This window comes from Pseudomonas sp. TNT2022 ID642 (assembly GCF_028656995.1).
Lineage (GTDB): Bacteria > Pseudomonadota > Gammaproteobacteria > Pseudomonadales > Pseudomonadaceae > Aquipseudomonas.
In genome coordinates, this window is the sequence record NZ_JAMDGW010000001.1 from 344,919 (window position 1) to 366,868 (window position 21,950).

The 21,950-nt window shown below is 58.4% G+C and carries 19 protein-coding genes; 18 read left to right on the top strand and 1 reads right to left on the bottom strand.

Going from position 1 to position 21,950, the window contains the following annotated elements; translation table 11 throughout:
• Window positions 1-35: 35 nt before the first annotated feature.
• A complete protein-coding gene (map, locus tag M5G26_RS01525; RefSeq protein ID WP_007908857.1) occupies window positions 36-818 on the bottom strand; it encodes a type I methionyl aminopeptidase in 783 nt (260 codons plus the stop codon).
• Between the two features lie 373 nt (window positions 819-1,191).
• Here map and rpsB point away from each other — a divergent pair, with 373 nt between their 5' ends.
• The 18 genes from rpsB (at window position 1,192) to tilS (ending at window position 21,934) form a co-directional block, all read left to right on the top strand.
• A complete protein-coding gene (gene rpsB / locus M5G26_RS01530; RefSeq protein ID WP_003222119.1) occupies window positions 1,192-1,929 on the top strand; it encodes a 30S ribosomal protein S2 in 738 nt (245 codons plus the stop codon).
• Window positions 1,930-2,121: 192 nt separating this feature from the next.
• Window positions 2,122-2,985 carry a translation elongation factor Ts gene (gene tsf, locus M5G26_RS01535; RefSeq protein ID WP_034156334.1) on the top strand — a complete coding sequence of 288 codons (864 nt, stop codon included), beginning with the start codon at window positions 2,122-2,124 and terminating at the stop codon, window positions 2,983-2,985.
• 210 nt (window positions 2,986-3,195) lie between these two features.
• Window positions 3,196-3,939 (top strand): UMP kinase, encoded by a 744-nt coding sequence (gene pyrH / locus M5G26_RS01540; protein ID WP_003222124.1) that lies wholly within the window; start codon window positions 3,196-3,198, stop codon window positions 3,937-3,939.
• Entirely contained in the window at window positions 3,936-4,493 is a 558-nt protein-coding gene (gene frr, locus M5G26_RS01545) for a ribosome recycling factor (protein WP_007908855.1), read from the top strand. Before pyrH ends, frr begins: the two co-directional genes overlap by 4 nt.
• A gap of 14 nt (window positions 4,494-4,507) precedes the next feature.
• Complete coding sequence (uppS, locus tag M5G26_RS01550) at window positions 4,508-5,263, top strand: polyprenyl diphosphate synthase (protein WP_034156332.1); 756 nt, start codon at window positions 4,508-4,510, stop codon at window positions 5,261-5,263.
• Window positions 5,263-6,069 (top strand): phosphatidate cytidylyltransferase, encoded by an 807-nt coding sequence (locus M5G26_RS01555; protein WP_095119291.1) that lies wholly within the window; start codon window positions 5,263-5,265, stop codon window positions 6,067-6,069. Before uppS ends, M5G26_RS01555 begins: the two co-directional genes overlap by 1 nt.
• Window positions 6,066-7,256, top strand: a complete 1,191-nt coding sequence (gene ispC / locus M5G26_RS01560) for a 1-deoxy-D-xylulose-5-phosphate reductoisomerase (protein WP_273914271.1) — start codon at window positions 6,066-6,068, stop codon at window positions 7,254-7,256. The genes M5G26_RS01555 and ispC overlap by 4 nt, the downstream gene beginning before the upstream one ends.
• A 54-nt stretch (window positions 7,257-7,310) precedes the next feature.
• Window positions 7,311-8,663: a sigma E protease regulator RseP gene (rseP, locus tag M5G26_RS01565; RefSeq protein WP_095119289.1), complete on the top strand. Its 1,353-nt coding sequence runs from the start codon at window positions 7,311-7,313 to the stop codon at window positions 8,661-8,663.
• A gap of 74 nt (window positions 8,664-8,737) precedes the next feature.
• A complete protein-coding gene (bamA, locus tag M5G26_RS01570) occupies window positions 8,738-11,113 on the top strand; it encodes an outer membrane protein assembly factor BamA (protein WP_038357906.1) in 2,376 nt (791 codons plus the stop codon).
• A 45-nt stretch (window positions 11,114-11,158) separates the two neighbouring features.
• Window positions 11,159-11,662 carry an OmpH family outer membrane protein gene (locus M5G26_RS01575; protein WP_007908849.1) on the top strand — a complete coding sequence of 168 codons (504 nt, stop codon included), beginning with the start codon at window positions 11,159-11,161 and terminating at the stop codon, window positions 11,660-11,662.
• Between the two features lie 3 nt (window positions 11,663-11,665).
• Window positions 11,666-12,721 carry a UDP-3-O-(3-hydroxymyristoyl)glucosamine N-acyltransferase gene (lpxD, locus tag M5G26_RS01580; RefSeq protein WP_273914272.1) on the top strand — a complete coding sequence of 352 codons (1,056 nt, stop codon included), beginning with the start codon at window positions 11,666-11,668 and terminating at the stop codon, window positions 12,719-12,721.
• A 106-nt stretch (window positions 12,722-12,827) separates the two neighbouring features.
• Window positions 12,828-13,268 (top strand): 3-hydroxyacyl-ACP dehydratase FabZ, encoded by a 441-nt coding sequence (gene fabZ / locus M5G26_RS01585; protein ID WP_003222142.1) that lies wholly within the window; start codon window positions 12,828-12,830, stop codon window positions 13,266-13,268.
• Window positions 13,265-14,041 carry an acyl-ACP--UDP-N-acetylglucosamine O-acyltransferase gene (lpxA, locus tag M5G26_RS01590; RefSeq protein WP_007908847.1) on the top strand — a complete coding sequence of 259 codons (777 nt, stop codon included), beginning with the start codon at window positions 13,265-13,267 and terminating at the stop codon, window positions 14,039-14,041. The genes fabZ and lpxA overlap by 4 nt, the downstream gene beginning before the upstream one ends.
• Window positions 14,042-14,043: 2 nt before the next feature.
• Complete coding sequence (lpxB, locus tag M5G26_RS01595; RefSeq protein WP_122600842.1) at window positions 14,044-15,174, top strand: lipid-A-disaccharide synthase; 1,131 nt, start codon at window positions 14,044-14,046, stop codon at window positions 15,172-15,174.
• Between the two features lie 11 nt (window positions 15,175-15,185).
• Window positions 15,186-15,812, top strand: a complete 627-nt coding sequence (rnhB, locus tag M5G26_RS01600) for a ribonuclease HII (RefSeq protein ID WP_038357914.1) — start codon at window positions 15,186-15,188, stop codon at window positions 15,810-15,812.
• A gap of 76 nt (window positions 15,813-15,888) precedes the next feature.
• Window positions 15,889-19,410: a DNA polymerase III subunit alpha gene (dnaE, locus tag M5G26_RS01605; RefSeq protein ID WP_273914273.1), complete on the top strand. Its 3,522-nt coding sequence runs from the start codon at window positions 15,889-15,891 to the stop codon at window positions 19,408-19,410.
• A 139-nt stretch (window positions 19,411-19,549) separates the two neighbouring features.
• A complete protein-coding gene (locus tag M5G26_RS01610) occupies window positions 19,550-20,497 on the top strand; it encodes an acetyl-CoA carboxylase carboxyltransferase subunit alpha (protein WP_038357918.1) in 948 nt (315 codons plus the stop codon).
• Between the two features lie 108 nt (window positions 20,498-20,605).
• The gene (gene tilS / locus M5G26_RS01615) at window positions 20,606-21,934 is read left to right on the top strand and encodes a tRNA lysidine(34) synthetase TilS (protein WP_273914274.1); all 1,329 of its coding nucleotides are present in this window, start codon (window positions 20,606-20,608) and stop codon (window positions 21,932-21,934) included.
• Window positions 21,935-21,950: the final 16 nt, after the last annotated feature.

The following is a 21,950-nucleotide window of genomic DNA, read 5'->3' on the forward strand; positions in this document are numbered from 1 at the left end:
GCTTTCCTTCTATAAGGCTGGGAGCGTTGTGTGGATCAGGCCGAGACGCGCGGGATGGTGTCGTCGGCGCGCAGGGTGAAGATCTCGTAACCGGTGTCGGTGACCAGCAGGGTGTGTTCCCACTGTGCCGAGAGCTTGCGGTCCTTGGTGATCGCGGTCCAGCCGTCGCCCAGTACTTTGGTGTCGGCCTTGCCCTGGTTGATCATTGGCTCGATGGTGAAGGTCATGCCGGCCTTCAGTTCCATGCCGGTGCCGGCGCGCCCGTAGTGCAGGATCTGCGGCTCTTCGTGGAAAACCTTGCCGATGCCATGACCGCAGAACTCGCGAACCACCGAGAAGCCGTTCTTCTCGGCGTGCTTCTGGATCACTTCGCCGATGTCGCCGAGGCGGCAGCCGGGTTTGACGATCTCGATCGCCTTGTACATGCATTCCTGAGTGATCTGCGACAGACGCTCGGCCCAGACCGGTACCTCGCCGACATGGAACATGCGACTGGTGTCGCCGTGGTAGCCGTCTTTGATCACGGTCACGTCGATGTTCAGGGTGTCGCCGTTTTTCAGCGGCTTGTCATTCGGGATGCCATGGCAGACTACGTGGTTGATCGAGGTGCAGATCGACTTCGGGTAACCCTTGTAGTTGAGCGGGGCCGGGATGGCTTGCTGCACATTGACGATGTAGTCGTGGCAGATCTGGTTCAGCTCATCGGTGGTGACGCCCGGTTTGACATGTTCGGCAATCATTTCCAGCACATCGGCGGCCAGTTTGCCGGCGACGCGCATGCCAGCGATGTCCTCGGGGGTTTTGAGGTTGACGGTCATACAGGCTCTCTCTGCGCTCGGCGGCGCTTGCTGATACGAATAGGGCGGCAGGTGATCGTTTTGCGACCCTGAAAAACGCGATTCTAACAGACGCACGGCGCAATTCAGCGCCCGCGTGCATCGCTTCTCTCTATACAATGGTGCGTTCGGGGCCGATTCCAAGGGGGCTGCGCCCATGTCCTTGGTGCGAATACAGATTCCGGGTTCCGTTTCTGCGCACCCTGTGGTATAAAATGCGCCGCTTTCCGGGGATACCCCGAAAAGCTTAAATCCACACACGTGTCGACACGATGACCTGGGTGCTTTTGGCTTTATGCCACTGGTTGGTCATTGGGATACGTGGAGGCCAAACCCGACTTATTAAGGAACTATCATGTCCCAAGTCAATATGCGCGATATGCTGAAGGCCGGTGTGCACTTCGGTCACCAAACCCGTTACTGGAATCCGAAAATGGGTAAGTACATTTTCGGCGCGCGTAACAAGATTCACATTATCAACCTTGAAAAAACCCTGCCAATGTTCAACGAAGCTCTGACTTTCGTAGAGCGTCTGGCCCAGGGCAAAAACAAGATTCTGTTCGTCGGCACCAAGCGTTCCGCTGGCAAGATCGTTGCTGAAGAAGCAGCACGTTGCGGTTCGCCGTACGTCGATCACCGCTGGTTGGGCGGCATGCTGACCAACTTCAAAACCATTCGTGCTTCCATCAAGCGTCTGCGTGACCTTGAAGTTCAAGCCGAAGACGGTACTTTCGCCAAGCTGACCAAGAAAGAAGCGCTGATGCGCTCCCGTGACCTGGAAAAGCTGGATCGTTCGCTGGGCGGCATCAAGGACATGGGCGGTCTGCCTGACGCACTGTTCGTGATCGACGTTGACCACGAGCGCATCGCGATCACCGAAGCCAACAAGCTGGGCATCCCGGTAATCGGCGTTGTCGACACCAACAGCAGCCCGGAAGGCGTTGACTACATCATCCCAGGCAACGATGACGCAATCCGCGCTATCCAGCTGTACATGGGTTCGATGGCTGACGCAGTGATCCGTGGTCGCAACAATGTTGCTGGCGGCACTGTAGAATTCGCAGCTGAAGAAACTCAGGCTGCAGCTGAGTAATTAACGCCCTGGCGTTGACTCAGTAAGCAAAAAGGGGGCTTGGCCCCCTTTTTGCCACCTCGAAAACCATTTGTCGGCAGCGCAGCTACAGCATCTGTAACGTGCAGCGGCTACAAGGTGGGGCTCGGGACGAATTGAACGCCCGTTCGATCGGGTGGAATGGTTGAAAACCTATCCAAGAGGAATTTGAAAATGGCAGCAATTACTGCAGCGTTGGTTAAAGAACTGCGCGAGCGTACCGGCGAAGGCATGATGGACTGCAAGAAAGCCCTGGAAAAGGCTGACGGCGACATCGAAAAAGCCATTGATGACATGCGTGCTTCGGGCGCGATCAAGGCTGCGAAAAAGGCTGGCAACGTTGCCGCTGAAGGCGCAATCGCAATCAAGGACGACGGTAAAGCTGCCGTTATCCTGGAAGTGAACTCGCAGACCGACTTCCTGGCTCTGCAAGACGACTTCAAGAACTTCGTTGCTGCCAGCGTTGAAAAAGCCTTCGCTGACAAGCTGACCGACGCTGCTCCGCTGATCGCTTCGCAAGAAGCTGCTCGTGAAGCACTGGTTGCCAAAGTAGGCGAGAACGTCAACATCCGTCGTCTGACCCGTATCGAAGGTGACGTTGTAGGTTCGTACCTGCACGGCAACAAGATCGGTGTTGTTGTGGCTCTGAAAGGCGGTGACGTCGAGCTGGCCAAAGACATCGCGATGCACGTAGCGGCAAGCAACCCTGAGTTCCTGCTGCCATCGGAAGTTTCGGCTGAAGCGATCGAGCGCGAAAAAGCTGTGTTCCTGCAGTTGAACGAAGAAAAAATCAAAGGCAAGCCAGAAAACATTGTTGAAAATATGGTCAAAGGCCGTATCAGCAAGTTCCTGGCTGAAGCGAGCCTGGTTGAGCAGGCGTTCGTCAAGAACCCTGAAATCAAGGTTGGCGAGCTGGCCAAGAAAGCCGGTGCTGAAATCGTTTCCTTCACTTACTACAAAGTAGGCGAAGGCATCGAGAAGCCGGTCGACAACTTCGCTGAAGAAGTTGCTGCCCAGCTGGCTGCCGCCAAGCAATAAGACGGTTTTTCAACTGTCGCCCGAAAGAGGCTGCCCGCTCACGCGCGCAGCCTCTTTTCAGATGGGGTTGCCAATTTTTAATTGGTTTCCACTTGGAACTGACTTACAAAGCCATGTTCCGATGGCGCTGAAGCAGCGCCAAGCTAGAGTGAACGCCAGCTGTAAACAGCTCGCAAAGAATTTTTAAATACGCCGCAGGAGAGATTCGCAATGGCTCAGCAGGGCAGTGGTTATCAGGCTCGCTATAAACGCATTCTACTCAAGCTTAGCGGCGAGGCCCTGATGGGCTCGGAAGAGTTCGGGATCGATCCAAAAGTGCTGGATCGGATGGCACTGGAAGTCGGCCAGCTGGTCGGCATCGGCGTGCAGGTCGGTCTGGTGATCGGCGGTGGCAATCTGTTCCGTGGCGAAGCCTTGAGCAAAGCCGGTATGGATCGGGTTACAGGCGACCACATGGGCATGCTGGCCACTGTGATGAACGCCCTGGCCATGCGTGATGCGCTGGAACGTGCCAATATCTCGGCCATCGTGATGTCGGCCATTTCCATGGTTGGCGTGACCGATCACTATGATCGCCGCAAAGCCATGCGCCACCTGAACTCCAAGGACGTGGTGATTTTCGCGGCCGGTACCGGTAATCCGTTCTTTACCACGGATTCTGCAGCCTGCCTGCGCGCAATCGAGATCGATGCCGACGTCGTGCTCAAAGCGACCAAGGTCGATGGCGTCTACACCGCTGACCCGTTCAAAGACCCGCATGCCGAGAAGTTCGATCATCTGACTTATGATGAAGTGCTGGATCGCAAGCTGGGTGTAATGGATCTGACAGCTATTTGCCTGTGCCGCGACCACAAGATGCCGCTGCGCGTATTCAACATGAACAAGCCTGGTGCCCTGCTGAACATCGTCCATGGCGGCGCTGAAGGCACCCTGATCGAGGAAGGTCAACAATGATCAACGAAATCAAGAAAGACGCTCAAGAGCGCATGCAGAAATCCCTGGACTCTCTGGCCCACGCATTTGGTCAGATTCGTACCGGCAAGGCTCACCCAAGCATTCTGGGTAGCGTGATGGTGCCGTATTACGGCGCAGACACCTCCATCACCCAAGTGGCGAACATCACCGTTAAAGACTCGCGCACCCTGCAAGTCGTTGCGTTCGAGCGCAACATGCTCGCGGCGGTCGACAAGGCAATCCAGAGCGCTGGCCTGAACCTCAATCCGACCAACCTGGGCGAATTGTTGCTGATCTCCATGCCTGCACTGACTGAAGAAACCCGCAAGGGCTTCACCAAGCAGGCGCGCAGTGCTGCTGAAGACGCTCGTGTTGCCGTGCGCAACATCCGTCGTGACGCCTTGGGCGAGCTGAAGAAACTGGTCAAGGACAAAGAAATCAGCGAAGACGAAGAGCGTCGTGCCGCTGCCGATATTCAGAAGCTCACCGACAAGGCCGAGGCTGATATCGACACGGCTACCAAGCAAAAAGAAGCGGATCTGATGGCCGTATAAGGTTCGAGCTTTTAATGGACAAGACCAAGCAGACTGCGCCGTCCGCGGTGCCGCGCCATGTCGCGATCATCATGGATGGCAACAATCGCTGGGCGAAAAAGCGCTTTATGCCGGGTGTCGCCGGGCATAAAGCGGGCGTGGATGCTGTGCGTGCCGTGATCGAGGTGTGCGCCGAGGCCAAGGTCGAAGTGCTCACCCTGTTCGCGTTTTCCAGTGAGAACTGGCAGCGCCCGGCCGATGAGGTCAGTGCCTTGATGGACCTGTTCTTCAAGGCATTGCGTCGTGAGGCCAAGCGCCTCAACGACAACAACATCAGCCTGCGCATCATTGGCGATCGTTCGCGCTTTCATCCGGAGCTTCAGGCGGCGATGCGCGAAGCCGAGGCCATGACCGCCGGCTCCAACCGCTTCATTCTGCAGATCGCCGCCAATTACGGCGGTCAGTGGGATATCGCCCAAGCGGCTCAGCGTCTGGCGCGTGAAGTTCAGGCCGGGCACCTGCGTCCGGAAGACATCACCCCGGATCTGCTGCAAACCTGTCTGGCGACCGGCGATCTGCCATTGCCGGACCTGTGCATCCGTACCGGTGGCGAACACCGCATCAGCAACTTCCTGCTGTGGCAACTGGCTTACGCCGAGTTGTACTTCTCCGACCTGTTCTGGCCGGACTTCAAACACGATGCCATGCGCAATGCGCTGGCCGATTTCGCTTCGCGCCAGCGTCGCTTCGGTAAAACGAGCGAACAGGTCGAAGCTGGAGCCCGGGTTTAATGCTTAAACAACGAATCATCACTGCACTGATCCTGCTGCCGATCGCTTTGTGCGGGTTTTTCCTGCTGGAAGGCTCCGGTTTTGCCTTGTTTATCGGTCTGGTTGTGACTTTGGGCGCCTGGGAATGGGCGCGTCTGGCTGGCTTCACCGGGCAAGCGTTCCGCGTGGGTTTTGCCGCCGTGGTCGCGTTCATGCTGTTCATCATGTACATCCTGCCCGGGCTTGCCCCTTGGGTGCTGGGCGCTTCTGTGTTGTGGTGGGCGGCGGCGACCTGGCTGGTGCTGACCTATCCGCGCTCCAGCGTGCATTGGTCCAGTGCGGCAACCAAACTGGTCATCGGCCTGCTGATTCTGCTGCCGGCCTGGCAAGGTCTGGTGCAGATCAAGCAGTACCCGCTGGGTAACTGGCTGATCATGGCCGTGATGGTGCTGGTCTGGGGTGCCGATATCGGTGCCTACTTCTCTGGTCGCAAATTCGGCAAGCGCAAGCTGGCCCCGCAAGTCAGCCCGGGCAAGAGCTGGGAAGGCGTCTACGGTGGTCTGGCGCTAAGTCTGGTGATTACCGCCATTGTCGCGTTTGTGCGTGACTGGACCGTCGCCGAACTGCTTAAAGGCTTGATCGGCGCTGCGCTGATCGTCTTCATCTCCGTTGTCGGCGATCTGACCGAAAGCATGTTCAAGCGTCAGTCCGGCATCAAGGACAGCAGTAATCTGCTGCCTGGCCATGGCGGCGTGCTTGATCGCATCGACAGTCTGACCGCGGCAATTCCGGTGTTTGCCGTGCTGTTGTGGATGGCTGCACCGTGAGTCGCCCTCAGCAGATTACCGTTCTGGGCGCGACGGGCTCGATCGGCCTGAGCACGCTGGATGTCATTGCTCGTCATCCTGAGCGTTATCAGGTTTTCGCGTTGAGTGGTTTCACGCGTCTGAGTGAGCTGTTCGCCTTGTGCGTGCGTCACGTGCCGCAATTTGCCGTGGTGCCAGAGGCGGTCGCTGCGCGCGGTTTGCAGGACGATTTGCGCGCCGCCGGTTTGCCGACCCGCGTATTGGTGGGGGAGGAGGGCCTGTGTCAGGTCGCTGCTGCCCCGGAAGTCGATGCGGTGATGGCAGCGATCGTTGGTGCAGCAGGTCTGCGCCCGACTCTGGCGGCCGTTGAGGCTGGCAAGAAGATTCTCCTGGCCAATAAAGAGGCGCTGGTGATGTCCGGCGCCTTGTTCATGCAGGCGGTGCGCAAGAGCGGTTCGGTGTTGCTGCCGATCGACAGCGAGCACAACGCAATTTTCCAGTGCATGCCACAGGATTTTGCCCGTGGGCTGAGTTCGGTCGGTGTTCGTCGGATTTTACTCACAGCCTCTGGCGGACCGTTCCGACAGACGCCGATGAGTGAACTGGCGCATGTTTCACCTGAGCAGGCGTGTGCGCACCCGAACTGGTCCATGGGGCGCAAGATTTCGGTCGATTCGGCCAGCATGATGAATAAAGGTCTTGAACTGATCGAGGCCTGTTGGTTGTTTGATGCCAAACCCTCACAGGTCGAGGTGCTGATCCACCCGCAGAGCGTGATTCACTCGTTGGTTGATTATGTCGACGGCTCGGTGCTGGCGCAGTTGGGCAATCCCGACATGCGTACGCCGATCGCCAACGCCCTGGCCTGGCCGGAGCGCATTGACTCCGGTGTGGCACCGCTGGATCTGTTCGCCATCGCGCGGCTGGACTTCGAAGCGCCGGATGAAGGACGCTTCCCGTGCCTGCGTCTGGCACGTCAAGCTGCCGAGGCTGGCGACAGTGCGCCGGCGATGCTCAATGCGGCCAACGAAGTGGCGGTGGCAGCGTTTCTCGACGGACGGGTCCGTTACCTGGAAATCGCGAGTATCATCGAGGAAGTCTTGAATCTCGAACCGGTGGTTGCACTGGCGGATCTCGATGCCGTCTTTACGGCAGATGCCAAGGCGCGAGTGCTGGCCGGGCAGTGGTTGAAGCGTCACGATCGATAGAATTTGCAACACAATGGCTACACGCGGCACTGAACAGGTTTGCGGAGAAAGTAGATGAGCGCGCTCTATATGATTGCCGGCACCCTGATCGCCTTGGGTGTGCTGGTCACCTTTCACGAATTCGGCCACTTCTGGGTCGCGCGTCGCTGTGGCGTCAAGGTTCTACGTTTTTCCGTAGGCTTCGGCATGCCGCTGCTGCGCTGGCATGACAAGCAGGGCACGGAGTTTGTGGTCGCGGCGATACCGCTGGGCGGTTACGTCAAGATGCTCGACGAGCGCGAAGGTGAAGTGCCGGTCGATCAGCTTGATCAGTCCTTCAACCGCAAATCCGTACGTCAGCGTATCGCCATTGTTGCGGCCGGCCCCATTGCCAACTTTCTGTTGGCGTTGGTGTTCTTCTGGGTATTGGCCATGCTCGGCAGCGAGCAAGTGCGTCCGGTCATCGGTGCGGTTGAGTCCGGCAGCATCGCCGCCAGTGCCGGTTTGAGCGCCGGTGAGGAAATCGTCGCGATCGATGGTGAGCCGACTTCCGGTTGGGCGGCTGTCAATTTGCAATTGGTACGACGCCTTGGTGAAAGCGGTTCTCTGCAATTGCTGGTGCGTGAACAGGGTTCGACTGCGGATACGCCGCGTGAGCTGAAGCTGGATAACTGGCTCAAGGGTGCTGATGAGCCGGATCCGATTCGCTCTCTGGGTATTCGTCCTTGGCGCCCGGCTCTGCCGCCGGTGCTTGCTGAGCTTGATCCGAAAGGCCCGGCCCAGGCCGCCGGCCTGAAGACCGGTGATCGCCTGTTGGCGCTCGACGGTCAGGCGCTGAATGACTGGCAGCAAGTGGTCGATACCGTTCGTACGCGTCCTGATACCAAAATCATGCTGCGCATCGAGCGCGACAGTGCTCAAATCGACGTCCCTGTGACTCTGGCAGCGCGCGGTGAAAGCAAATCGCCAAGCGGTTATCTGGGCGCGGGCGTAAAAGCTGTCGACTGGCCGCCGGAGATGATTCGCGAGGTCAGTTACGGGCCTCTGGCTGCGATTGGCGAGGGTGCCCGTCGCACTTGGACCATGAGCATTCTGACGCTCGATTCGCTAAAGAAAATGCTGTTCGGCGAGCTCTCGGTAAAAAACTTGAGTGGACCGATAACCATTGCTAAAGTGGCGGGCGCTTCTGCCCAGTCGGGCGTTGCTGATTTCCTGAATTTCCTTGCTTATCTGAGTATTAGCCTGGGGGTTCTGAATTTGCTGCCCATTCCTGTACTGGATGGGGGGCATTTGTTGTTTTATCTGATCGAGTGGGCGCGTGGTCGTCCCTTGTCGGATCGGGTGCAAGGTTGGGGGATACAGATCGGTATCAGTTTGGTGGTCGGGGTGATGTTGCTTGCTCTGGTCAACGATCTGGGTCGACTGTAACGCTTCGCTGAATTGCGAATCTGCCGCATTTTGCGGCAGTTTGTTTATTGCCAGTTGGAATAAGAAAGGACTTCATGAAACGTCTGCTGCTAACTGCGGTTCTCACCGTATTGATGATCGCCGAAGTTCACGCCGAGTCCTTCACTATCTCTGATATTCGCGTCAATGGCCTCCAGCGGGTCTCCGCGGGTAGCGTCTTTGGTGCCTTGCCGTTGAACGTCGGTGAGCAGGCGGATGATCGTCGCCTGGTGGAATCCACTCGTGCGTTGTTCAAAACCGGTTTCTTTCAAGATATCCAGCTGGGCCGCGAAGGCAACGTTCTGGTAATCACGGTCGTCGAGCGTCCGTCGGTCGCCAGTATCGAAATCGAAGGCAACAAGGCGATCTCGACTGAAGACCTGATGAAAGGTCTCAAGCAATCCGGTCTGGCCGAAGGCGAGATCTTCCAGCGCGCCACCCTTGAAGGCGTGCGTAACGAACTGCAACGTCAGTACGTCGCGCAAGGTCGCTACTCGGCTACGGTCGATACCGAAGTGGTATCGCAACCGCGTAACCGCGTCGGCCTGAAAGTGAAGATCAACGAAGGTACCGTTGCGGCGATTCAGCACATCAACGTGGTGGGCAACACGGTTTTCCCTGAGGAAGACCTGACCGACCTGTTCGAACTGAAGACCACCAACTGGCTGTCGTTCTTCAAGAACGATGACAAGTACGCCCGTGAAAAGCTGTCCGGTGACCTGGAGCGTCTGCGTTCCTACTACCTGGATCGTGGCTATATCAACATGGATATCGCTTCGACTCAGGTGTCGATCACCCCGGACAAGAAGCACGTCTACATCACTGTCAACGTTACCGAAGGCGAGAAGTACACCGTTCGTGACGTCAAGCTCAGTGGTGATCTGAAAGTCCCTGAAGATCAGGTCAAGTCCCTGCTGCTGGTGCAGAAGGGTCAGGTGTTCTCGCGCAAACTGATGACCACCACGTCCGAGCTGATCACCCGTCGTCTGGGTAACGAGGGTTACACCTTCGCCAACGTCAACGGCGTACCTCAGCCGCACGATGAAGATCACACCGTCGATATCCTGTTCGCTGTTGATCCGGGCAAGCGTGCCTACGTCAACCGCATCAACTTCCGTGGCAACACCAAGTCCGAAGACGAAGTGCTGCGTCGTGAAATGCGTCAGATGGAAGGCGGCTGGGCTTCGACTTACCTGATCGACCAGTCCAAGACCCGTCTTGAGCGTCTGGGCTTCTTTAAAGAAGTGAACGTTGAAACTCCAGCTGTCCCGGGTGTCGACGATCAGGTTGACGTGAACTACGCCGTTGAAGAACAGGCTTCCGGTTCGATTACCGCCAGCGTCGGTTTCGCCCAGAGCGCCGGTCTGATCCTCGGTGGTTCGATCACTCAGAACAACTTCCTGGGTACCGGTAACCGCGTCAGCATCGGCCTGACCCGCAGCGAATACCAGAGCCGCTACAACTTCGGCTACGTTGACCCGTACTGGACCGCCGATGGCGTGAGCCTGGGTTACAACGCGTTCTATCGCACCACTGACTACAAAGACCTCGACGTCGACGTAGCGAGCTATGCGGTAGACAGCCTGGGTGCCGGCGTAAACGTTGGCTACCCGATCAGCGAGACTTCGCGTCTGACGTTTGGTCTGTCGGTTCAACAGGACGAGATCAAGACCGGTACCTATACCGTTGACGAGATTTTCGACTTCGTTAACAAGGAAGGCGACAAGTACCTGAACTTCAAGGCTTCGGCCGGCTGGTCCGAGTCGACCCTGAACAAAGGCGTACTGCCGACCCGTGGTCGTTCCCAGAGTCTGACCCTGGAAACCACAGTGCCGGGCAGCGACCTGTCGTTCTACAAACTTGATTACCGCGGTCAGCTGTTCCAGCCGATCAGCGAGAACTACACCCTGCGTCTGCACACAGAGCTGGGTTATGGCGACGGATACGGCGGAACCGATGGCTTGCCATTCTATGAAAACTACTATGCTGGTGGTTTCAACTCGGTTCGTGGCTTCAAGGACAGCACCCTCGGCCCGCGCAGTACGCCGAGCCGTGGTACCAACCCGGGTACGCTGGCTGACCCGGACCAGGATCCACTGCCGTTCGGTGGTAACGTCCTGATCCAGGGTGGTGTCGAGGTTCTGTTCCCGCTGCCGTTCGTGAAAGATCAGCGTTCCCTGCGTACCTCTGTTTTCTGGGATGTGGGTAACGTATTTGACTCGCAGTGCAAGGACACTACCAATGCAAACGGCTCGACGTCGAACACCAAGTGCAACGACATCAGCCTGAGCAACATGGCCAGTTCCGTTGGTGTGGGTGTGACCTGGGTCACCGCACTGGGTCCTCTGAGCTTCGCGTTGGCCATGCCGATCAAGAAGCCGGATGAGGCTGAAACTCAAGTGTTCCAATTCTCCCTCGGCCAGACGTTCTAAGCGTCTGACCCAAGATAACGACAATGGATTTTGTAGGAGTGCATCGTGCGTAAGTTGACTCAATTGGTTCTCCTGGCCTCCTTGATGGTGGCAGGCCCGGCATTTGCCGACATGAAAATTGCCGTTCTGAACTATCAGATGGCCTTGCTGGAATCCGACGCGGCGAAGAAATACGCCGTGGATGCCGAGAAGAAGTTTGGTCCGCAACTGACCAAGCTGAAGACACTGGAAAGCAGCGCCAAGGGCATTCAGGATCGTCTGATGGCCGGTGGCGACAAAATGCAGCAAGGTGAGCGTGAGCGTCTGGAGCTGGAATTCAAGCAAAAGGCCCGTGACTTCCAGTTCCAGTCCAAAGAGCTGAACGAAGCCAAAGCTGTTGCCGACCGCGAAATGCTCAAGCAACTGAAGCCGAAACTGGATAGCGCAGTGGAAGAAGTCATCAAGAAAGGTGGTTTTGACCTGGTGTTCGAGCGTGGCGCAGTGATCGATGTCAAACCTCAGTACGACATCACGCGCCAGGTTATCGAGCGCATGAATCAGCTGAAGTAACCCATGACCGTGACTATCAAACTCGGCCAGTTGGCCGAGTTCCTCGGCGCCACCCTGCGTGGCGACCCTGAGAAGCAAATTACTGGGCTAGCCACTTTGCAAGAGGCTGGCCCAGCTCAGTTGAGCTTTCTGGCAAACCCTCAATATCGCAAATACCTGGCGGGCTCGCAGGCAGCTGCATTGCTGCTCAAAGAAGCTGATGCCGAAGGTTTTGCCGGTAATGCGTTGGTCGTGCCTGATCCTTACCTGGCTTACGCGCGTATCTCTCATCTGTTCGATCCCAAGCCAAAAGCCACTGCGGGTATCCATCCTTCAGCGGTCATTGCGGCGGACGCGGTGGTTGATCCAACCGCCAGCATCGGCCCTTTTGTAGTGATCGAGGCCGGCGCACGCGTTGGTGCGCACGTGACACTGGGTGCGCATTGTGTCGTCGGTGCCCGCAGCGAAATCGGCGAAGGCGGCTGGCTTGCCCCGCGCGTGACGCTGTATCACGACGTGCGCATCGGCAAGCGTGTGGTGATTCAGTCCGGTGCTGTGCTCGGGGGTGAAGGCTTCGGCTTCGCCAACGAAAAAGGTATCTGGCAGAAAATCGCCCAGATCGGTGGCGTGACCATCGGCGACGATGTCGAGATTGGCGTGAACACCGCCATCGACCGCGGCGCTCTGGCCGATACCGTGATCGGCAATGGCGTGAAGCTCGACAACCAGATCCAGATCGCCCACAACGTTCAGGTCGGTGATCACACCGCCATGGCGGCGTGCGTCGGGATCTCCGGTAGCACCAAAATCGGCAAGCATTGCATGCTCGCCGGCGGTGTCGGTCTGGTCGGCCACATTGATATTTGCGACAACGTTTTCCTGACCGGGATGACCATGGTGACCCACTCGATTACCGAGCCGGGTGCCTATTCTTCCGGTACAGCCATGCAACCGGCGGCCGAATGGCGCAAAAGCGCGGCCCGCATCCGTCAGCTCGATGACATCGCGCGACGTTTGAAACAGCTGGAAAAGCGCGTAGGGGAAGTGACCCCTGACGGCAATGCTTCATCTGATGGCTGATACCATTTCCATATCAAGTGTGCACAGCCTCTAGACTGCCTCCTTGATTTGCTAGAGGAGTGCGCGTCAGTCGCGCTCCCAATCTTTACATAGGCTTCCCCCCGAAATGATGGACATCAACGAGATTCGCGAATACCTGCCTCACCGTTACCCGTTCCTGCTGGTGGACCGGGTGGTGGAACTGGACACTGAAGGCAAGCGCATTCGCGCCTACAAGAATGTCAGCATCAATGAACCGTTCTTCAATGGTCACTTCCCGGCGCATCCAATCATGCCGGGCGTGCTGATCATCGAAGCGATGGCTCAGGCTGCCGGGATCCTCGGTTTCAAAATGCTTGATGTGAAGCCTGCCGACGGCACCCTGTATTACTTCGTCGGTTCCGACAAGCTGCGCTTCCGTCAGCCGGTGTTGCCGGGCGATCAACTGATCCTTGAAGCCAAGTTCATCAGCTGCAAGCGTCAGATCTGGAAGTTCGAATGCCAGGCCTCGGTCGACGGCAAGCCAGTCTGCTCCGCTGAAATCATCTGTGCGGAACGCAAGCTATGAGTTTGATTGACCCTCGCGCAATCATCGATCCGTCGGCCGTTCTGGCTGATGGCGTCGAGGTCGGCCCGTGGTCGATCATCGGCGCAGGTGTGGAAATCGGCGAGGGTACCGTGATCGGGCCGCATGTAATCCTCAAAGGCCCGACCCGCATCGGCAAGCACAATCGCATCTACCAGTTTTCCTCGGTAGGCGAAGACACGCCTGATCTGAAGTACAAGGGTGAAGAAACCCGTCTGGTGATCGGTGACCACAACGTCATCCGCGAAGGCGTGACGATTCACCGTGGCACCGTGCAAGACCGTTCGGAAACCACGCTGGGCGATCACAACCTGATCATGGCCTATGCGCACATCGGTCACGACAGCGTCATCGGCAACCACTGCATTCTGGTCAACAACACCGCGTTGGCTGGCCATGTGCACGTGGATGACTGGGCGATCCTCTCCGGGTTCACCCTGGTTCACCAGTATTGCCATATCGGCGCCCACAGCTTTTCCGGTATGGGTACCGCCATTGGCAAGGACGTTCCGGCGTTCGTCACCGTGTTCGGCAACCCGGCCGAAGCGCGTAGCATGAACTTCGAAGGCATGCGCCGTCGTGGTTTCAGCGAGGACGCGATCCACACGCTGCGTCGCGCTTACAAAACCGTCTATCGCCAAGGCCTCACGGTCGAACAGGCGTTGGCCGAACTGGCCGAGCCTGCTGCGCAGTTCCCGGAAGTCGCGATATTCCGTGACTCCATCCAGTCGTCGACTCGCGGCATCACTCGCTGATCATGGCCAATCTGCGTATTGCGCTGGTGGCGGGTGAAGCTTCCGGTGACATTCTCGGCGCCGGCCTCATGCGCGCGCTCAAGGCTCAGCATCCGGCGGTCGAGTTCATCGGCGTCGGTGGCCCGTTGATGCAGGCTGAAGGCCTGACTTCCTACTTTCCCATGGAGCGCTTGTCGGTCATGGGCCTGGTGGAAGTCCTCGGTCGTTTGCGCGAATTGCTCAAGCGCCGCAAAGACCTGATCGCGACGCTGATCGCCGAGAAGCCTGATGTGTTCATCGGCATCGACGCGCCGGACTTCAACCTCAATATCGAACTCAAGCTGCGTCAGGCCGGGATCAAAACCGTGCATTACGTCAGCCCTTCGGTGTGGGCATGGCGGCAGAAACGTGTACTGAAGATCCGCGAAGGCTGTGATCTGATGCTGACGCTGCTGCCGTTCGAAGCAAAATTTTACGAAGAGAAGGGCGTGCCAGTGCGGTTCGTCGGTCACACCCTGGCCGATACCATTCCATTGGAGGCCGATCGTGCTGCGGCCCGTGCCGAGCTGGGCTTGCCCGATGGCCCGCTGGTGGCGTTGATGCCCGGCAGCCGGGGCGGCGAAGTGTCCCGACTGGGCGCGCTGTTCCTCGATACTGCTGAACGTCTGCGTGCATTGCGCCCGGGTTTGCGCTTTGTCATCCCGTGCGCCAACCCGGAGCGCCGCGCGCAACTTGAAGAGCTGCTTGCGGGTCGCGATCTGCCGGTGACCCTGCTCGATGGCAAATCCCATCTGGCTCTGGCCGCGTGCAACGCCGTGTTGATCGCCTCCGGCACCGCCACCCTTGAAGCGCTGTTGTACAAGCGGCCGATGGTGGTGGCGTACCGCCTGGCACCGCTGACGTTCTGGATTCTGAAACGCATGGTCAAGAGCCCGTACGTGTCCTTGCCGAACCTGCTGGCCCAGCGTCTGCTGGTGCCAGAATTGTTGCAGGATGATGCGACGGTCGAAGCACTGGCGCAGACCCTGTCGCCATTGATCGAAGGTGGCGAAGAACAGACGCGTGGCTTCGATGAGATCCATCGCACACTGCGCCTGGACGCCTCCAATCAGGCGGCGGATGCCGTCCTCAACCTGATCGGTCAGACACGATGAGCAAGACAAGCATGCAGATGGGCCTGGATTTCACCCTGGTCGCCGAAGTTGAAGAACTGGTTGCCGGCGTCGATGAAGTCGGTCGCGGCCCGTTGTGCGGTGCGGTGGTGACGGCGGCGGTGATCCTTGATCCGAACCGGCCGATCCTCGGGCTTAACGACTCGAAGAAGCTCACCGAAGCCAAGCGCGAAAAGCTCTACGACGAAATCATCGAGAAGTCCCTGAGCTGGTGCATCGCCCGCGCCGAAGTCGAGGAAATCGACGAGCTGAATATTTTGCACGCGACCATGCTGGCCATGCAGCGCGCGGTTGCCGGGCTGCACATCCAGCCAAAACTGGCGATGATCGATGGCAACCGCTGCCCGCAACTGCCGATGCGCGCCGAAGCGGTCGTGCAGGGCGACGGCAAGGTTCCAGCCATCGCTGCCGCATCGATTCTGGCCAAGGTCAGCCGCGACCGCGAAATGGCTGCCTTCGAATTGATCTACCCGGGTTACGGCATCGGTGGCCATAAAGGTTATCCGACGCCCGTTCATCTGGAAGCGTTGGCGCGTCTTGGCCCGACGCCGATTCACCGGCGCTCGTTCGCCCCGGTGCGTCTGGCTTACGAAGCGCTGGAAGGTCTGACGCAGGTTTAGTCGCAAGGCTGATGTTTTGTTCGAGGCCCGGTACAATCCGGGCCTTGTTGTCTCTATGTAACTGGACAGGATCACTATGCCGGCTTCATTCGTTCATCTACGCCTGCACACTGAATACTCCCTGGTCGACGGGCTGGTGCGGATCAAGCCGCTGGTCAAGGCACTGACGGCCATGAACATGCCGGCGGTCGCGGTCACCGACCAGAACAACATGTGTTCCCTGGTCAAATTCTACAAAAACACCATGGGCGCGGGCATCAAGCCGATCTGCGGTGCCGACCTGTGGCTGTCGAACAAAGACCCGGACGCACCGCTGAGCCGGCTCAGCCTGTTGGTGATGAACGCCAAGGGCTATCGCAACCTCACCGAGTTGATCTCGCGCGGTTTCATTGAAGGCCAGCGCAACGGCATGATCATCGTCGAGCGCGAGTGGGTTGCTGAAGCCAACGAAGGCCTGATCATGCTGTCCGCCGCCAAAGAAGGCGAGATCGGCATGGCCATGATCGGCGGTAACCCGGCTGAAGCTGAAGCCTTGGCGCGCGAATGGATGGCGGTGTTCCCGGATCGTTTCTATCTGGAAATCCAGCGCACTAACCGTCCCAACGATGAAGAACAATTGCACGGCGCCGTCGCCCTCGCCGACAAACTGGGCGCGCCGCTGGTGGCGACCAACGACGTGCGCTTCATCAAGCAGGAAGATTTCGCCGCCCACGAAACCCGCGTGTGCATCGGTGAGGGCCGCGCCCTCGACGATCCGCGCCGTTCGAAGAATTACAGCGACCAGCAATACCTGAAAAGCGCCGAGGAAATGATCGAGCTGTTCAGCGATATTCCCGACGCCATCGAAAACACCGTTGAGATCGCCAAGCGCTGCAACATCGAAGTCAAACTGGGCACGCACTTTTTGCCCAACTTCCCGATTCCCGATGGCATGACCATCGACGAATATTTCCGCAAAGTCTCCTTCGACGGTCTCGAAGAACGCTTGTCGGTGCTGCTGCCCAAGGACACCACCGAAGACTACGAAGCCAAGCGTCAGGTCTACGTCGACCGCTTGAATTTCGAGCTGGATATCATTATCCAGATGGGGTTCCCCGGTTACTTCCTGATCGTTATGGACTTTATCCAGTGGGCCAAGAACAACGGCGTGCCGGTAGGTCCGGGCCGTGGGTCGGGTGCCGGTTCGTTGGTGGCTTATGTACAGAAGATCACCGACCTTGATCCGCTGGAATACGACCTGCTGTTCGAACGTTTCCTTAACCCGGAACGGGTATCGATGCCCGACTTCGACGTCGACTTCTGCATGGACGGTCGTGACCGCGTGATCGATTACGTGGCCGAGAAGTACGGCCGCAACGCGGTAAGCCAGATCATCACTTTCGGTTCCATGGCCGCCAAGGCTGTGGTGCGCGACGTGGCTCGGGTACAGGGCAAGTCCTATGGCCTGGCGGATCGTCTGTCGAAGATGATTCCGTTCGAAGTCGGCATGACCCTGGAAAAAGCCTACGAGCAGGAAGAAATTCTGCGTGACTTCATTAAGGTCGATGAAGAAGCAGCGGAAATCTGGGAGATGGCGCGCAAGCTCGAAGGCGTGGTGCGTAACGTTGGTAAGCACGCCGGTGGTGTGGTTATTGCGCCGACCAAGCTGACTGACTTCTCGCCGATCTATTGCGACGAGGCCGGTGACGGTCTGGTAACCCAGTTCGACAAGGACGACGTTGAAGCGGCCGGTCTGGTGAAGTTCGACTTCCTCGGTCTGCGGACCCTGACGATCATCGACTGGGCACTGAAAACCATCAACCGCGATCGCGCCAAGGTCAACGAGCCACCGCTGGATATCGCGTTTATCCCGCTGGACGACAAACCGACGTACTCGTTGTTGCAGAAAGCTGAAACCACCGCGGTGTTCCAGCTTGAATCGCGCGGCATGAAAGAGCTGATCAAAAAGCTCAAACCCGACTGCCTGGAAGACTTGATCGCACTGGTGGCCCTGTTCCGTCCGGGCCCGCTGCAGTCCGGCATGGTGGACGACTTCATCAACCGTAAGCACGGTCGCGCCGAATTGGCGTACCCGCACTCGGACTATCAGTACGAAGGCCTCAAGCCAGTATTGGCACCGACTTACGGCATCATCCTGTATCAGGAACAGGTGATGCAGATTGCTCAGGTCATGGCCGGTTACACCCTCGGCGGTGCGGACATGCTCCGTCGCGCCATGGGTAAGAAAAAGCCCGAAGAGATGGCCAAGCAGCGCGGCGGTTTCATTGAAGGTTGCGCGACCAACAACATCGACGCCGACCTTGCCGGTAACATTTTCGACCTGGTAGAAAAATTCGCCGGTTACGGCTTCAACAAATCCCACTCCGCCGCTTACGGTCTGGTGTCGTACCAGACTGCATGGCTGAAAGCCCACTACCCGGCGCCGTTCATGGCCGCGGTACTCTCGGCGGATATGCACAACACCGACAAGGTCGTGACCTTGATCGAGGAAGTGCGCACGATGAAGCTGCGCCTCGACGCGCCGGACGTGAACACGTCGGAGTTCAAGTTCACGGTGAACGACGACGGCCGCATCGTGTATGGCCTCGGCGCGATCAAAGGTGTCGGTGAAGGCCCGGTTGAGGCGATCACCGAGGCGCGTCAGGAAGGTCCGTTCAAGGATCTGTTCGATTTCTGCGCGCGGGTCGACCTCAAGCGCATTAACAAACGTACGCTGGACGGTCTGATCCGCAGCGGTGCACTGGATCGTCTGGGGCCGTATTTCCATGACGAACAGAAGGCTTATCAGGCCAACATCGACCGCAACCGCGCGGTGCTGCTGGCGGCGATGGAAGAGGCGATCAAGGCGGCCGAACAGACCGCGCGCACCCACGACAGTGGCCACGCCGACCTGTTTGGCGGGCTGTTTGTCGAGGAAGACGCCGACGTTTATGCGTCCCATCGCAAGGCCAAGGAGATGACCCTCAAGGAACGCCTCAAAGGTGAAAAAGACACCTTGGGCCTGTACCTGACCGGTCACCCGATCGACGAATACGAAGGCGAGATTCGCCGTTTCGCCCGTCAGCGCATCATCGACCTGAAGCCGGCGCGCGACACGCAAACCGTGGCAGGGATGATCATTGCCCTGCGCGTGATGAAGAACAAAAAAGGCGACAAGATGGGCTTCATCACCCTCGACGACCGCTCTGGTCGGATCGAGGCATCGTTGTTTGCCGATGCGTTCCATTCTGCGCAGTCGTTGTTGCAGACCGACGCGATGGTGGTGGTCGAGGGCGAAGTCAGCAACGATGACTTCTCCGGCGGCCTGCGCCTGCGGGTCAAACGCGTGATGAGCATGGAAGATGCGCGCACCAACCTCGCCGAGAGCCTGCGCCTGAAGCTGCAAACCCAGGACCTGAAAGGCGATCAGCTACGCTGGTTGGGTGATTTGCTCAAGCGTCATCGCGGCGCGTGCCCGATCACCATGGAGTACACCAGCCCGGATGCGAAGACCTTGCTGCAGTTCGGCGAGACCTGGCGAATTGATCCGGCGGATGCGTTGATTCAAGCCCTGCGTGACCAGTTCGGGCGAGACAACGTCTTCCTCCAATACCGTTGACCGGCAAGTGCCATGATTGCGCTTGCCCGCAACCTGAATTTTTAATCTCGACCTCAGCGCGCCTCTCCCTTAAGGTAGGGCGCGAATAGACAACCGGCCGGCCCAAGCTCATTTGGGACACGACCCAAGACGGACGCCTATGAACCCGAATTTTCTAGATTTCGAACAGCCGATCGCCGACCTGCAAGCCAAGATCGAAGAGTTGCGCTTGGTCGGTAATGACAATTCGCTGAATATCGGCGATGAGATCTCCCGCCTGCAGGACAAGAGCAAAACGCTGACCGAAGACATCTTCGGCAAGCTGACCAGCTGGCAGATCGCACGTCTGGCGCGTCACCCGAAACGCCCGTATACCCTCGACTACATCGAGCACATTTTCACCGAGTTCGACGAACTGCACGGCGACCGTCACTTCTCAGACGACGCAGCAATCGTTGGCGGCATCGCCCGCCTGGAAGACCAACCGGTGATGATCATCGGTCACCAGAAGGGCCGTGAAGTGCGCGAGAAGGTACGCCGCAACTTCGGCATGCCGCGTCCGGAAGGCTACCGCAAGGCTTGCCGCCTGATGGAAATGGCCGAGCGGTTCAAAATGCCGATCCTGACCTTCATCGACACCCCGGGTGCTTATCCTGGTATCGACGCTGAAGAGCGCAACCAGAGCGAAGCGATCGCCTGGAACCTGCGCGTGATGTCGCGCTTGAAAACCCCGATCATCGCCACCGTTATCGGTGAGGGTGGTTCCGGCGGTGCGCTGGCCATCGGCGTCTGCGATCAGTTGAACATGCTGCAATACTCGACCTACGCGGTGATCTCGCCGGAAGGTTGTGCTTCGATTCTGTGGAAAACCGCAGAAAAAGCGCCGGATGCTGCTGAAGCGATGGGCATCACCGCTGAGCGTCTGAAAGGTTTGGGCATTGTCGACAAGGTGATTGGCGAGCCTCTGGGCGGCGCGCACCGTGATCCGGCCGCCGCTGCTGCGTCGATCCGTGCCGAGCTGAGCTCGCAACTGGCGATGCTGAAGAAGTTCGATAACGAAGCGCTGTTGAAGCGTCGTTATGATCGACTGATGAGCTACGGTCTCTAAGTCGAACGCAATACCCCTGTAGGAGCTGCCGAAGGCTGCGATCTTTCAAGATCAAAAGATCGCAGCCTTCGGCAGCTCCTACAGGATCCTTGAGAAGCGACCCTCTCTATGAATTCTTCGAAGAGTGATTTGCCTTCCCGGCTGTTGCTGAACCTTGAGCCTTGGCGCAACGCCGCTCATTGGCGCATCGCCTTCTCTGGTGGTCTCGATTCCACCGTCCTGCTGCATCTGCTTGCCTCTCTGGCAAAATCTGAATCCCTCCCTGCGCTAAGCGCCATCCATATCCATCACGGCCTTCAGGCTGCGGCTGATGCGTGGCCACAACACTGCCAGTCTGTCTGTGATGCGCTGGGGGTGCCGTTGCTGATTGAGCGGGTGAAGGTGCAACCGGGCGCGAGTCTGGAGCAGGCGGCGCGGAATGCGCGATACGCCGTGTTCAGTTCGCTGACGCAAGCCAATGACGTGTTGCTCACTGGCCAGCATCGTGATGATCAAGCGGAAACGCTGTTGTTTCGACTCATGCGTGGTACGGGTGTGCGCGGATTGGCGGGGATGCCCAGGCAGCGGCCAATGGGGCAGGGCGCACTGATTCGCGCGTTACTGGATGTCTCTCGAGCCGAGCTGGAAGCCTATGCGCAGGCTCACCAATTGGTCTGGATCGAAGACCCGTCCAATCAGGATCAGCAATTCTCGCGCAACTACCTGCGCCATCAGGTTATGCCATTGCTGACCGGGCGCTGGCCGCAAGCGCTGGCGAGCATGGCCCGCAGCGCCGCGCATCTGCGTGAGGCGCAGGGGCTGCTCGATGAATTGGCGCAGATTGATCTGGCGCACGCCGCCATCGCTCATGAATTCGAATGGCTGGGATTGCCGTCGCTGGAGCTGGCGCCACTCGCCGCACTGTCTGCCGCCCGCCAACGGAACGCGATCAGCCATTGGCTTGAACCCTTCACACAGTTACCCGACACCGACCATTGGTCGGGTTGGACGGATCTCTGTGATGCCGCTCCTGATGCTTCCCCTATCTGGCGTCTGGCAGATGGCGAACTGCACCGCAGCGCCGGGCGCCTGTGGTGGCTCAGCGGCGGCTGGCTGCGTACGCCAGTGATCGGCTGCGAGTGGCAGAGCCCGGCGTCAGCGCTACGCTTGGCTGATAATGGACGTGTCATGCTCAGCGGGCAGGCTCCCTCCGGGCCTTTGCAGATTCGCTATCGGCAGGGCGGCGAAGTCATGCAAATCGCGGATCGCGGCCACCGTGATCTCAAGCGCCTGCTCAATGAGCGCGCAGTGCCGGGCTTCGTCCGTGGCAGATTGCCGCTGCTGTTTCGCGGCGATGAATTGCTCGCGGTGGCGAACCTGCCGGGACTTGATGGCCATTTGCAGCACGGTTGGAAATTGCATTGGCTGCCAACAGACGAAGATCAAGGTTTGAGCTGAAAGGAGCATTCCGGTA